The sequence below is a fragment of the Streptomyces sp. NPDC059455 genome (assembly GCF_042750115.1).
Lineage (GTDB): Bacteria > Actinomycetota > Actinomycetes > Streptomycetales > Streptomycetaceae > Streptomyces > Streptomyces endocoffeicus.
In genome coordinates this window covers 1-13,500 of the sequence record NZ_JBHYVB010000260.1, presented here as the reverse complement: position 1 = coordinate 13,500, position 13,500 = coordinate 1, and the positions used below count along the sequence as shown (strand labels likewise).

The 13,500-nt window shown below is 69.4% G+C and carries 9 protein-coding genes; 5 read left to right on the top strand and 4 right to left on the bottom strand.

What is annotated here, in order from left to right; all coding sequences use genetic code 11:
• Positions 1-119 precede the first annotated feature (119 nt).
• Together ACFXB5_RS47880 and ACFXB5_RS47875 are read right to left on the bottom strand one after the other, a co-directional pair.
• Complete coding sequence (locus ACFXB5_RS47880) at positions 120-1,055, bottom strand: LysR family transcriptional regulator (protein WP_385220847.1); 936 nt, start codon at positions 1,053-1,055, stop codon at positions 120-122.
• Between the two features lie 255 nt (positions 1,056-1,310).
• Positions 1,311-2,354, bottom strand: coding sequence for a sulfotransferase family protein (locus ACFXB5_RS47875; protein WP_385220844.1), 1,044 nt, complete (start codon positions 2,352-2,354; stop codon positions 1,311-1,313).
• 654 nt (positions 2,355-3,008) lie between these two features.
• Here ACFXB5_RS47875 and ACFXB5_RS47870 point away from each other — a divergent pair.
• Positions 3,009-5,816 (top strand): AAA family ATPase, encoded by a 2,808-nt coding sequence (locus ACFXB5_RS47870; RefSeq protein ID WP_385220841.1) that lies wholly within the window; start codon positions 3,009-3,011, stop codon positions 5,814-5,816.
• A gap of 40 nt (positions 5,817-5,856) precedes the next feature.
• Positions 5,857-7,515, top strand: coding sequence for a flavin monoamine oxidase family protein (locus ACFXB5_RS47865; RefSeq protein ID WP_385220838.1), 1,659 nt, complete (start codon positions 5,857-5,859; stop codon positions 7,513-7,515).
• 72 nt (positions 7,516-7,587) lie between these two features.
• Here the strand turns inward: ACFXB5_RS47865 and ACFXB5_RS47860 are convergent, their stop codons facing one another.
• Positions 7,588-8,997, bottom strand: a complete 1,410-nt coding sequence (locus tag ACFXB5_RS47860) for a class I adenylate-forming enzyme family protein (protein WP_385220835.1) — start codon at positions 8,995-8,997, stop codon at positions 7,588-7,590.
• Between the two features lie 56 nt (positions 8,998-9,053).
• Positions 9,054-9,710, bottom strand: a complete 657-nt coding sequence (locus ACFXB5_RS47855; RefSeq protein ID WP_385220832.1) for a thioesterase II family protein — start codon at positions 9,708-9,710, stop codon at positions 9,054-9,056.
• A gap of 325 nt (positions 9,711-10,035) precedes the next feature.
• Between ACFXB5_RS47855 and ACFXB5_RS47850 the strand changes: the two genes are divergently transcribed.
• The 3 genes from ACFXB5_RS47850 to ACFXB5_RS47840 are packed head-to-tail and all read left to right on the top strand — an operon-like array spanning position 10,036 to position 13,455.
• The gene (locus tag ACFXB5_RS47850) at positions 10,036-11,061 is read left to right on the top strand and encodes an ABC transporter ATP-binding protein (protein WP_201849394.1); all 1,026 of its coding nucleotides are present in this window, start codon (positions 10,036-10,038) and stop codon (positions 11,059-11,061) included.
• The gene (locus tag ACFXB5_RS47845) at positions 11,058-12,482 is read left to right on the top strand and encodes an ABC transporter permease (protein ID WP_385220829.1); all 1,425 of its coding nucleotides are present in this window, start codon (positions 11,058-11,060) and stop codon (positions 12,480-12,482) included. The genes ACFXB5_RS47850 and ACFXB5_RS47845 overlap by 4 nt, the downstream gene beginning before the upstream one ends.
• A gap of 34 nt (positions 12,483-12,516) precedes the next feature.
• Positions 12,517-13,455 carry an ACP S-malonyltransferase gene (locus ACFXB5_RS47840; RefSeq protein WP_385220826.1) on the top strand — a complete coding sequence of 313 codons (939 nt, stop codon included), beginning with the start codon at positions 12,517-12,519 and terminating at the stop codon, positions 13,453-13,455.
• The last annotated feature ends 45 nt before the right edge of the window (positions 13,456-13,500 follow it).

Sequence of the window (13,500 nt, the reverse complement as noted above, 5' to 3'; positions counted from 1 at the left end):
CCCCGGGGTCCAGGGGCGAAACCCCTGCCACGGCGCGGAGCCGCATATCGTCAGGTATCGGGAAGGGGCGGGAAGGGGAAAGAACCGCCGGACACCCCCTGAGGCAGGCCCCCACCCCGCTACGGCAGCAGCCGCGTCGTGGTCGGCGGCAGGCCGAACTCCCCCGCGGCCGCCGTCCGCAGATGCTCCAGCATCACCCGGCGCAGCTCCCGCGCGGCCCGGGGCGGGGCGACGTCCTTACGGTGGGCGACGGCGATGGTGCGCTGCATGTCGTGACCCGCGAACGGCGTGATCCGCAACCCGGACCGGGCCGCCACCATCCCCGGCAGTACGGCGATGCCGAGCCCGGCCCGTACGAAGCCCAGCACCGCGTCCATCTCACCGCCCTCGACCGTGAACGACGGCTCGAAACCGGCCGCCCGGCAGGCCGCCGTGGTGAATTCCCGCAGGTCGTAGCCGCGCCGGAACATCACCATCGGCCGGTCCCGCAGATCCTCGACCTGGATCCGGCGGCGCCGGGTGGGCGGTGGGGACGCGGGTGAGGAGGCCACCACCAGCTCCTCCCGCAGCAGCTCGGTGGCGGCGAGGGCGGGGGCCTGGCCGAGCACCGGGGCGATGATCAGCGCGAGGTCCAGCTCGCCCGCGGAGAGCGTGCGGACCAGGTCCTGGGAACCGCCCTCGTCCACGATCAGCTCGATGCCCGGGAACTCGTCGTGGAAGCGGCGCAGCACATCGGGGACGAAGCTGGCGCACAGGCTCGGCGTGGCCCCCAGCCGTACCCGGCCGCGGCGCAGCTGGGCGACCTCCTGGACCTCGCGGTGCGCGGTCTCGGTGTCGGCGAGGATCTGGCGGGCCAGTGGCAGCAGGGCCTCCCCCGCGTCGGTGAGGGCGATGTTGCCGCGCGCCCGGTGGAAGAGATCGGATCCCAGCTCCCGTTCGAGGGCGCGGATCTGCTGGGACAGCGAGGGCTGGGCGACATGCAGGAGCTCCGCGGCGCGGGTGAAGTGCCGGGTCTCCGCGACGGTGGCGAAATAACGCAGCTGATGCAACTGCACACCACGATGATAGGCACCGGCTATGGACGTCTCGCCACGGCGTGTCCACGACGTATGGGCCCCTCTCGGGGAAGCTCCCTCGGGGCGGGGAACTCAGCACGGCTCTGGGAACTCAGCACGGCTCTGGGAACTCAGCACGGCTCTGGGAACTCAGCACGGCTCTGGGAACTCAGCACGGCTCTGGGAGGTAAAGCAGGGCGCCACCCGGCGACCGGCCTCCAGGAGGGCGGCCGCCGCCGGGTGACGACATGCGCCCTACTGGTGGGCGACCAGCGCCCGCATCCCCGGGCTACAGGATTCCAGCAGCGAGGTGAGCTCCTCCTCGGCCAGCTTGCTCGCCGCGCCGGGCCGGCCACCGTCGAGGTGGGCGATGGACGCGTCCAGCCAGTCGCGGTGCGGTTCCACCCCGATGAACTCGGCGAGCCGGATCAGCTCCTTCTCCGGCTCCTCCAGCAGGCTCTCGTACGACAGCGCGGTGCACTGCTCCGCCGGGACCTCGTCCAGCTTCTTCAGACCGTCGACGATCGTCTCGGACCACAGGGTGCCGAACGCGCCGATCGGGATGGGACGGTCCCACACCAGCGCCGGGTCGTAGCGGTCGCTCAGCAGCGGGGCCAGGTCGGGCGGGAGCTGGGCCGCGTGCTGCGGCGTCAGCTGCCTCGGGGTCTCGAGACCGCAGCGGATGGCCATCTCCCACAGCATCGGGATCATCCGGAAGCTGAAGTGGCGGCTCATCGAGACGGCACAGTCGGGGCCCTGGCGGTGGAGGTGCACGAAGCGGGCCTCGGGGAAGGCGCGGTGCATCTCGGGTACGCGGCCGATGGACAGGCCGGTGCGCTCGACGACGGCTCCGGGGTTGCCGAACCGTGCGCCGAGGGTGGCGAAGAGGGCCGTCCAGTGGTCCGCCGGACGGCGGGTGGGCCAGGTGGTGACCTCGGCCGCCAACTCGTCGAAGAGCGCGTCGGGGTCGTCGGTCAGATGGGGCAGCACCATGACGCTGATGGCCGGGATACCGGTGGTCTCCGCGTCGAACCGCCGCTTGGGCATCCTGTGGTAGAGGAACTCGGGCGGGATGGCGCCATTCTTGATCATGCTATTGGTGACCACATTGGGCCGGGACAGAAATCCCCAGAAATCCGCACCGCTCAGCGGAGCCTCGTCCAGTACCTCCGAGTCGGGAATACTGGCAAACAATTCATTGATGCTGAGGACATCCGGATGAATATTGATGATCTGAGACAGAGCCGTCGAACCGCACCGTCCGGTGCCGACGACAAATGTCAACTTCTGGTTGACCACGCGCACTTCCTCCCGTTTCTCGCTCGGACAACTAGTTGTTTCCCCAGTAGCCGTTCCCATAGTGGCCCATGACACACCGCGGTCGATTCAGTGGCCGCGGCGATGCTAATGGATGCCCGGGGCGACGATGACTCCGACCATGGAACAGGGGAAACACACACAGCGGGATGCGAGGGAGGGAACTCAAGGTTCAGCTGTTTCCTACACTTTTGCGCAACTTTCACATCCAACAGGAGGTTACCTTCAGAAACCCCCCAACTACCAGCGACGAAGCCCGATCTGAGAGTCGGCTCCGGACTTCACAACTCACCCCTGGGGACGAAACCGTAATCGAACAGTTTCTCCCGTGACGAGACGGTCATCTTTTCGTACCAACGGCACTGCTAGAGTGCGCATCCACCCCATACCCGTGACCCCGGGTTGGCATGCCCAACCAGGCCGGGTGGGGCGGGGAACATGCGACACAACCATGCGACATAACGCAGAGCAGCGATGCCGCCGCACAGGGTGCAGCAACGGAAGGGATGAGGGGACCCGAACAGCGGCACGGTATTTTCAAATCTCGGGGGACGATGCATTACCAGGTGCGCCATGCACGGTGATTCGCTTTCAAGACCCCTGCGCACACGGAAAATCGGGGAAGGTGTTTCGTACGTGTTGGTGGAGCGCGATCAGGAGATAGCCCGGCTCAATCGGCTCCTCTTCGAGGGCGCCCGCGAGGGAAGCCGGCTCGCCGTCATCAGCGGCGCCGTGACATCGGGAAAGACCGCACTTCTGCACACCATGACGGATACGGCGGGCGGGCGCGGCGTCCGAGTACTGCCCGCGGTCGCCTCCGCCTCGGAGCAGAAGTTCCCCTACGCCGTGCTCGAGCAGCTCTACCAGGGCATGCCGGCCCATCTGCAGCGCTCCCGGCCGAGCCCCGGCCTCGAGGCGCTCCGCGACCCGAACGGCCCGGACCGGGCCGAGCTCCCGCTGCTCCAGGACTTCCACCGCACCCTCGACGAACTGACCGGCGACGCCCCCCTGTTGATCGCCATCGACGATGTCCAGTTCGCCGATCTGCCGTCGCTGCGCTGCCTGGCGTACGGCATCCGCCGCTGCCGCTCGGAGGCGCTGTCCGTCGTGGTGAGCCGCGGCGCGCTGACCGGCCCCGCCGCCACCGCCCTGGACGAGCTGCTGCACGAGCCGAAGGTGTGCCACGTCCGGCTCGCCCCGCTCACCATTCCGGGCGTCTCCACGCTGCTGACCGAGGAGTTGGGCACCGAGGAGGCCGGGCGGCACGCCGCCGCGTACCACGAGATGACCGGCGGCAATCTGCTGCTGCTGCGCGGACTGCTGGACGACCGGTTCTCCCGCCTCACCCGCGGCCCCCTCGACCCCGCGCCCGGCACGGACGCCCCGGTGGCCGGGGAGCTGTTCCGGCAGGCGGCGCTGTCCTGCGTCTACCGCGGCGGCCCGGCCCACCGCCGGGTGGCCCACGGGATCGCGCTGCTGGGTGACGCCACGTCCGTTCCCCTGCTGAGCAGGCTGATCGAGGTCGAGGAGCGGCTGGTCCGGCAGTCCCTCGCACTGCTCACCGAGGTCGGGATCCTGCACGGCGGGCGGTTCCGCAGCGACGCGGTGCGCACCGTGCTCCTGGACGACCTGGAGCTGCACGAGCTCGGTCCGCTGCACCACCGGGCCGCCCGGCTGCTGTACGAGGAGGGCGCCGACCCCGTCGACGTGGCCCGCCATCTGCTCAGCCACGAGGCACCCGCGCCGGTCGAGGAGTGGATCACACAGGCGCTGTGCGACGCGGCCGTGCACGCCATCGCCGCGGACCGCCGCGAACTGGCCATGAACTGCCTCCAGATGGCCGACCGCTACACCACCGACGAGCGCGAGGCGCTTCAGCTCCAGGCCACGATGGTGCAGGCCATGTGGCCGTTCAACCCGCTGTCCCAGATGCGGCGGCTGCAGTCGCTGGCCGGTCCGGCGGGCAGCGGGCTGCTGCCCGCCCCCGAGACCATCCCGGTCGTCATCGGGCTGCTGGGGCTGGGCCGGATGGACGAGGCGGCCGCCGCGCTGAAGCAGCTCAGCCGGGCCGCCGCCGAGCACCCGGGCACCGAGCTGGACACCGGGCTGCGCGCCATCCGGCTCGCCCTGTCCTCCACCTACCCCGACCACCCCGAACTGTGGCCCTTCCTGGACCAGGAGGACGATGACGGCCCGTGGGACGTCCCGCTGTCGCCGGACCAGACCCCGGAGTCGCCCCATCTGACCGCGTTCCGCGCGCTGCGGACCGTGCTGAGCCACGGGGTCGACGAGCGCGCCGTACGAGCCGCGGAGCGGGTGCTGGAGACCGTGCGGCTCTCCGACCGGACGATGCTGACGGTGCACGCCGCGCTCCAGACGCTGGTGTACGCCGACCGCCACGCCACCGCCACCACCTGGTGCGACCGGCTGATCGAGGAGACCTCGGAGCGCGGCGCCAAGGCGCTGCTGGCCTATTTCTGCGTGCTGCGGGCCCAGATCGCGCTGCGGGTGGGACGGCTGCGGGACACGGTCCGGTACGCGGAGCGGGCGCTGGAGGAGCTTCCGGCGCGCGGCTGGGGCGTCACCGTCGGCATGCCGCTGGGGATGCTGGTCAACGCGCACACCGCGATGGGCAACCATGACGCGGCGGCCGAACTGCTCGCCCGCCCGGTGCCGGACGAGATGTACCGCAACCGCTTCGGGCTGCACTACCTCTACGCACGGGCCCGGCACCAGCTGGCCACCGGCCGGCAGCACGCGGCCCTCACCGACTTCCGCGCCTGCGGCGAGAAGATGGCCGCCTGGGGCCTGGACTCCCCCGCCACCCTGACCTGGCGGCTCGGCGCCGCCGAGACCTGGCTGACGCTCGGCGGCCAGGAGCGCGCGGCGCGGCTGGCGGAGGAGCAGCTGGAGTTGGCCGGGGAGTCGTCCTCGCGCACCCGGGGCGCCGCGCTGCGGGTCCTGGCCGCCACCCGGCCGCGACACGAGCGCATCGCGATGCTGCAGCAGGCGGTGGGGGTGCTCCAGGCGAGCGGCGGCTGGTACGAGATGGCGCGGGCGCTGGCGGACCTGGCGGAGGCGCACAAGCACCTCGGCGATCTGGACACCAGCCGGCTGATGACCCGTCGGGCCCTGCGGCTCGCGGACAGCTGTGGCGCCGATGAGCTGTCCCGCTCGTTGCAGCGCACTCCGGCCCGTTCGGCCCTGTCGGAGGCGGCCCGTACCGGAGAGGATACTGCCGCCTTTTCCGAACTCTCCGATGCAGAAAGTCGAGTGGCAGCACTAGCAGCTTCCGGCTACACCAACCGCGAGATCGCCGCTAAGCTTTTCATCACGATCTCCACGGTGGAACAACACCTGACCCGTGTCTACCGGAAGATCAACATCAGCCAGCGCCGAGAACTGCCCGCGAGCCTGGATTTCGATGTCGCTTACACCGCCTGATCTCCCCGCGAAGCCGCTCGGCCACAACGAGGTTGATGCCATGACGTGCGCCACCGCGTCCGCCACGACGATGCTCGTGCCGGATTTCCCCTTTTCCTACGACCGATGGCTGTCCCATCCAGCAGGTCTGGGCACCCTGCCTGCTGAGATGCACGGGACCGAAGTCGCCGTCATCGGCGGTGGGATGTCCGGACTGACCGCGGCCTATGAGCTTCTACGACTAGGGCTTTCCCCAGTTCTTTATGAAGCGGAGCAACTGGGCGGCCGGATGCGCTCCACGCCCTTCCCCGGTAATCCGGAATACAAGGCGGAGATGGGCGCCATGCGCTTTCCCGTCGCCGCCCGATCGCTGTTCCATTACATCGATCTGCTGGGCCTGTCCACTCGTCCTTTCCCTAATCCTTTGGCGCCGGCCACCGCGAGCACGCTGATCGACCTGAACGGCGGTCAGGACCGGGCGCGCACCGCGGGCGAGCTCCCGGAGGTCTACCAGGAGGTCGCCGACGCCTGGGACAAGGCGCTCCAGGAGCGGGCCGACCTGGCCACGCTGCGGGACGCCATCCAGCGGCGGGACGTCGGCACGCTGAAGACCGTATGGAACTCGCTGGTCAAGGAGTTCGACGACCAGTCCTTCTACGGCTTCCTCGCCACCTCCTCCACCTTCCAGTCGTTCCGCCACCGGGAGATCTTCGGCCAGGTGGGCTTCGGCACCGGCGGCTGGGACACCGACTTCCCCAACTCGGTGCTGGAGATCCTGCGTGTCGTGGTCACCGAGGCCGACGACAACCAGGTGGGCATAGTCGGCGGCTCCTCCCAGGTACCGAACGGGCTGTGGGAGCACCGGCCCGAGACGCTCGCGCACTGGCCGGCGGGTACCTCGCTGGCCTCGCTGCACGGCGGCCGGCCCCGGCCCGCGGTCACCCGGCTGCGGCGGACCGCCGACGGCATCCGGGTGACGGACGAGAGCGGCGAGGAGCGCGAGTTCCCCGCGGTGGTCTTCAGCCCGCATGTGTGGACGCTGCTGAACCGGGTCGACTGCGATGCGACGCTGCTGTCCACTCCGCGGTGGACGGCGGTGGAACGCACCCACTACATGGGCGCGTCCAAGCTGTTCGTCCTGGTCGACCGGCCGTTCTGGCGGGACACCGACCCGGCGACCGGCCACGACGCGATGAGCATGACGCTCACCGACCGGATGCCGCGCGGGGTCTATCTGTTCGACGACGGGCCCGACCGGCCCGGGGTGATGTGCCTGTCGTACACCTGGAACGACGACTCGCTGAAGGTCGCCACGCTCTCGGCCGAGGAGCGGCTGGAGACGCTGCTGACCAAGCTGTCCGCGATCTATCCGGATGTGGACATCCGGTCGCACATCATCGCGGGGCCGCTGACCGTCACCTGGGAGACCGAGCCCCGCTTCATGGGGGCCTTCAAGAACAATCTGCCCGGCCACTACCGCTATCAGCGGCGGCTGTTCACCCAGTTCATGCAGGACGGGATGGATCCGGGGCAGCAGGGCTTCTTCCTGTGCGGGGACGATGTCTCCTGGACGGCCGGCTTCGCCGAGGGAGCGGTGACCACGGCGCTGAACGCGGTGTGGGGCGTGCTCCGCCACCTCGGCGGCACCACCCATCCGGACAACCCCGGCCCCGGTGATCTCTTCGACACCTTCGCGCCGCTGGAGCTTCCGTACGACTGACGGCCACGGCGTCACGCACGGCGTCACGTACAGGGGGAGCCGTCGCGCGCCGTCGGCTCCCCCTGTCATGTCTCAGCCCCGCGCGAGCTGCTCGAGGCGGCGCTTGTCCGGCTTGCCGTTGCGGTTGAGCGGGAAGTTCTCCAGCACCTCGACCCGGTTGGGCTGTTCGTAGACCGGGAGCACCTGGCAGAGCCGCTCCCGCCAGTGCTTGGCGTCCCGCAGCTCCTCGTCCTCCACGAAGAAGACCAGCTGCTCGTCACCGGCGCGGCGCTCGTCGGGGAGCGGCACGATCCGGGTGGAGATCTCGGCGAGGGCGGCCTTCCGCTCGATCAGCTCGGGGTAGAGCGTGTAGCCGGAGCGGTGCACCGCGAACTTCCGCCCCAGGACGAAGAGGTTGTCGTCCCCGTCGAGGTAGCCGAGGTCACCGGTGGACTGCCAGCCGGTGGGCACGGCGTCGATGGTGCCGTCCGCGGCGAGGTGGCCCTCGAGCGCGTCCGGGGTGTCGACCTCGATCTCGCCGGCCTCGCCGGGGGCGGCCGGATGGCCGTCCTCGTCGATGACGCGCAGCTTGATGCCGTCCATGGCCCGGCCGCAGGAGACCGGGTTCTCCAGGGTGGCGAAGGCGATGTTGCCCAGCTCGGTGCTGCCGTAGCTGTCCAGCAGCGGCAGTCCGAATTCGGCCGCGTAGCGCTCGGAGAGCGCGCCGTCCAGCGGTGCGGCGCCCGAGCAGAACATCCGGACGCCCTCCAGCTGAGCCCGCAGCGACGGCTTCCGGCCGACCAGGTTGAGCATGGTGCGGTAGCTGGACGGAGTGGCGTCGATCACCGTGGCGCCGGTCCGTCCGGCCATCTGGACGGCCCGGTCCAGGCGCTTGTACGGGCCGATCACCAGCGAGCAGCGGGTGAGCCAGGCGATGAGCACCATGGACAGCCCGTACTGGTGGGCGAAGGGCAGCAGCGGCAGCAGCACATCGTCCGGCCGGTGCCCGACCTGGGCGGCGTTGCGCTCCAGGTTGGTGAGGAACTTACGGCCGGACTTGACGGCGCCCTTGGGCTCGCCGGTGGAGCCGGAGGTCCACATGATCAGGCCGTCGCGCCGGTCGGCCCAGGCGTCGAAGGACAGCTCCCGGGTGCTGAGCGGGCGCCCGGCGGCCGGGGCGATCAGCTCGTAGAGGTTCACCGTACGGATGTCGTCGTGGATCGGGGCGTCGTCGTCCACGAAGGCGATCGCGGCACCGGTGCGCCGCGCTATCCGCCGGGTCCCGTCCGGGTGCTCCTGCTGGTCGATCAGGACGATGGAGGCTCCCACGTGCATGAGCGCGAACAGCACGCTCACGTAGGCGGCGGAGTTGCCCGCCTTGAAGATGACGCGGTCGCCGTGGGTCACCCCGTGCTCGCGGATCACATCGGCGACGCGCAGCGCGTCCAGCTCGAAGTCGGCCAGGGTCTGCACCGAGTCGAGCGCGTAGATCTTCGCGGTCATCGAACGTACTCTTTTCCTTTTCGCTCAGGAGTACGGGCAGCCCTGGGCGGGTCCCCCTAGGCTCCCTGGTCTTCGGCGCCGGCTTCCCACTCGGCGTCGACGGGGTCTTGGGAGAGCAGCTGGTCGTGCACCAGGTTGACGACCTCTCTCCGGCTCGAGTCGAGGTAGTAGCGGGAACCGGGAAACACCTCGAGGTCGAATCGTCCGCTCGTCCGCCGCCGCCAGGCCCGTACGCCGCGCAGCGGGGTCTTGGGGTCGCCCTCACCGGCGAGGGCGACGATCCGGCAGCCGAGCGCCGGGGGCCCCAGGGTCATGCCCCAGTGCGCGGTCCGGCCGGAGACGAACAGGGTCAGCAGCGGTGTCCCGGTCTCCCGTTCCAGGCGCTCGGCGACGCGGTACGCGAGGTCGGCACCGGCCCGGTGGCCGAAGAAGGCCAGCGGGCGGTCCATCCACTCCCCCAGCGCACCGAAAATCCGGTCCGCGAGGTCGGCGGAGTCGGTCAGCCGCTCGTCGTCCTCGAGCCCGGTATACAGGGGGTACTGGATCGCCAAAACCTCGACCGTGGGCAGCAGAAGCTCGGACAAAGAGAGGTAGTACGCGGTGGAGTGGGCGGATTCCGGGAAACAGATCAGCCGGAAACTGCTCGGAGTTTCCGTTTGCAATATCCGAATAAGGCCCACATCATCGGGCTTGATCTGGCTCAAGGAGTACATCCCCGCGATTGCACTGAGGGGCCGGGCACGAGTGCACGGTGGGGCGCGTCGACCACGCTCGTCCGAGATGCTGACTCCGTGAGGCTATGAGCCCTTCTCCTGGGCCACAACCCCTAGTAACCGCTATTCGAGGTACGCGCTATATGCGGGTACCGCGCCCGTCCCGACGTGGCGCGGGACACAGGTGGGCGCCCCCTAAGGCCCCCTCACCCGTGCCACTACCCCCTAATCTGGGGGCAGTTAGGGGCCAGGAGTCAAGCCGTCGTGTTAAACATGTGCAAAGTAATGGTCTCCTCAAGCCAATTAAATCGGTGCGACGACAGCGATGAACACAACACGTCCTATTGACTTCGCCGTCGTTGTCGACGGCTTGGTCAAGAAATATCCCGGCCGGCCCGTACCGGCTGTCGACAATCTCAGCTTCACCGTCAGGCACGGTGAGGTCTTCGGCTTCCTCGGACCCAACGGAGCGGGGAAGACCACCACCATCGGCATTCTGACCACCCGTGTCGCCCCCACCGGCGGACGTGCCTTCGTACAGGGCGTCGATGTGGTGCGCAGGCCGGCGGTGGCCCGGCAGTCCTTCGCCATCGTGCCGCAGCGCAACAACCTGGACCGGTCACTGACCATCCGTCAGAACCTGACCTTCCACGCCGGCTACCACGGTCTTTCCCGCTCGGAGCGCAACCGCCTGGCGGACGAGAGCCTGGAGTGGGTCGGCCTCGGCGACCACGCCAAGGCCCGGGCGGACCAGGTCTCCGGCGGTCAGGCACAGCGAGTGATGATCGCGCGGGCGCTGATGCACCGCCCCCGGGTGCTGTTCCTGGACGAGCCGGCCACCGGCCTCGACCCGCAGTCACAGATCTTCGTACGCGACCGGGTCGCCGAACTGAAGACCCGTGGCGTCACGGTGGTGATCACCACCCACGACATGGAGGAAGCCTCCAAGCTGTGTGACCGGATCGGCATCGTCGACCACGGCAAGCTGCTCGCCCTGGACACCCCCGAGGCGCTGACCAGCCGGATGAGCAACACCGCGCTGACCGTCACGGTGCGCCCGCCGCACAGCGGGATGAACGGCGTGGTCCACATGGTGCAGGGCCTCGGGGTCGCCGAGCGGGTCGAGGTGCTCAGCGCCGAGGACGAGATGGCCGCAGCCATGGGCGGAGCCGGGGCGATCGACGACGGCACCTTCCGGATGAAGGTCTACAGCAACGCGTCGTCCTCCGTACTTCTGCCCACGGTCATCAAGGCCCTGACCGACACCGGCTGCGAAATCAAGGACCTGAATGTGAGCAAGGCGAGCCTGGAAGACGTCTTTGTCGACCTGACGGGGAAGGAGATGCGATGAGCTCCTCCTCTCGACCCACGTCATCGACGGACGGGACCACGGGGGGCAAGGCCGCGGAGGAGAAGCCCGCGACCGGCGCCGGGGCACCCGCGCACCAGGGCGGCGCCGCCAGGCCCGCCGACCCCAGGACCCCCGCCGCCAGGCCGGACGGGAACGGCGCCGCCGGCCCGCGGGCCGCGGAGCCGAAGTCCCCCGAGGACGACGGCTTCGAGGACACCCGGACGGTGCTCGTCCGGTCCTCCAAGCCGTCCGCCGCGCGCCCGGGCTCCGAGCTCCAGAAGCCCGGCCCGAACCAGCCGGCCAAGCATGAGACCAGGCCGCACGACCCCCGGCCGCATGACCCCCGGCCGCATGACCCCCGCCACCACGAGAGCCGGCCGCACGAGCACCGGCACCACGAGCCCAGGGGCATGGCCGCCCCGCACGGCGGCGGGGACATCGGCGACACCCTGACGCTGGTCATCAAGCCGATACCGGCCCCGTCGGCGACCCAGGCCGCGCAGGACGCCAAGGCCGCGCTGAACGCCATCATCGCGGCGGCCGACGCCCGTTCGCCCCTCGTGGAGCCCGAGCCGGAGCCCGAACTCGAGCTCGAGCTGCCCGACTCCAAGCCCCGCGGCGGGCGCCACCGGCGCCGCGCCAACCGGTGGCGGACGTTCTTCTTCATCCTGTGGCGCGACATCTTCGTCACCGGCCGCGAGATGGGCCCCTTCCTGGGCCAGGTCATCGTGGAACCGTTCTTCATGCTGTTCGTCTTCGGCAAGGTGCTCGGCGAGATCGGCTTCACCCAGCCCGGCTTCCAGCAGGTGCTGCTGCCCGGTGTGGTGGCGCTCAACAGCTTCCTGGTCGCCCTGCAGAACACCGCGCTGCCACTGGCCATCGACTTCTCCTGGACCAAGGAGATCGAGGACCGATTGCTCGCCCCCATCCCGGTCGCCCTGGTGGCCGTGGAGAAGGCGATCTTCGGCGCGATGCGCGGTCTGATCGGCTCGCTGGTCATGATCCCGATCGGTCTCGCGCTGCTGGACGACGTCTCCTGGCCGCTGGAAAAGATGCCGGTGACGTTGGGCATCCTCAGCCTCGGCGGACTCGTCGGCGGCTGTGTCGGCCTCACCCTGGGCACCCTGGCGCCCGCGCGTCACATCTCCATCGTCTTCGCCATGACGCTGACCCCGATCATGTTCACCGGGGCCACGCAGTTCCCGTGGCGGAGCCTGGACACCGTCCGCTGGTTCCAGGTGCTGTGCACCTTCAACCCGCTGACCTACGTCACCGAGGCGATGCGTGGACTGCTGCTGGCTCCCGGGCCGAAGACACCGGAGTCGATCCCGCTGTGGATCTGCTTCTCGGCCATCGGGGCGGCCATCCTGATCTTCGGGATGATCGGTATCCGGGGCTTCAACCGCCGGGCGCAGGACTGAGCCACGGCAGGACTTGAGAGTAAGGCACCACACCATGACGGCATCCGAGCCGACGAAGACAGCCATCGTTTTCCCGGGCATGGGACCCTCCGGCTTCTCCGAGGTGGGCAGGTTCCTCACGCTCGACCCGTTCGCCCGGAAGCGGCTCGCCGAGGCCGACGAGGCGCTGGGCTACTCGGTCTTCGACCGGCTCCGCGACTCCGAGGACGACTACTCCGAGGCCACTCAGATCGCCTTCCTGGTGAACTCGATGGCCTCGGCGGACCGGGCGGAGCAGGAGCACGGACTGGTCCCCGACCTGTGCGTGGGCCCGAGCTTCGGGCAGAAGGCGGCCGCCGCCTACGTCAGTTCGCTACCGTTCCCCGAGGTGGTGCGGCTCACCGCGGAGCTGGCCCGCTGTGAGCACGCGTACTTCGCCGAGGAGCACCAGGACGCGGTCACCCACACCTTCGTCCGCACTCCGCGGGAGAAGCTGACCGAGATCCTCGGCGAACTCGGCGAGCGCGACGAGTGGTACGACTACTCCGGCTATCTCGACGACGGCTTCTTCATGGTGTCGCTGCGCGAGACTGAGCTGGAGTGGTTCAAGAAGGCGATCAGCCAGGCCGGCGGCTACTCCATGTACACCATGGTCCCGGCGGTGCACGCGCCCGCGTTCGCGGAGCTGCGGCGCCGGGCCGCCGAGGAGATCCTGCCCAGGTTCGACATCCTCGACCCGAAGCTGCCCGTGGTCACCGACCAGGACGGCACCATCGTGACCACGGCCGACGAGCTGCGCACGATGCTGCTGGACACCTTCGATCTGCCGATCCACTGGCCGAAGGTGGTGGACACGCTGAAGGGCGCCGGGGTGTCGAAGATGTACATCACCGGGCCGGACAACCTCTTCCACCGGCTGGACCGCACCAAGTCCAACTTCGAGGTGGTGACGGTGGGTCCGGGCAAGCGCTCGCGGCCCGCGCGTAAGCGCTGACGACGGTGTAACGCGCCGCGCGGCCCAGCCCGATCAGGGCCGGGC

Bases quoted from the DNA above. Each gene is read 5' to 3' on its own strand.
- ACFXB5_RS47865 (WP_385220838.1), top strand. From the start codon at position 5,857: ATGACGTGCGCCACCGCGTCCGCCACGACGATGCTCGTGCCGGATTTC.
- ACFXB5_RS47860 (WP_385220835.1), bottom strand. From the start codon at position 8,997: ATGACCGCGAAGATCTACGCGCTCGACTCGGTGCAGACCCTGGCCGAC.
- ACFXB5_RS47855 (WP_385220832.1), bottom strand. From the start codon at position 9,710: ATGTACTCCTTGAGCCAGATCAAGCCCGATGATGTGGGCCTTATTCGG.
- ACFXB5_RS47850 (WP_201849394.1), top strand. From the start codon at position 10,036: ATGAACACAACACGTCCTATTGACTTCGCCGTCGTTGTCGACGGCTTG.
- ACFXB5_RS47845 (WP_385220829.1), top strand. From the start codon at position 11,058: ATGAGCTCCTCCTCTCGACCCACGTCATCGACGGACGGGACCACGGGG.
- ACFXB5_RS47840 (WP_385220826.1), top strand. From the start codon at position 12,517: ATGACGGCATCCGAGCCGACGAAGACAGCCATCGTTTTCCCGGGCATG.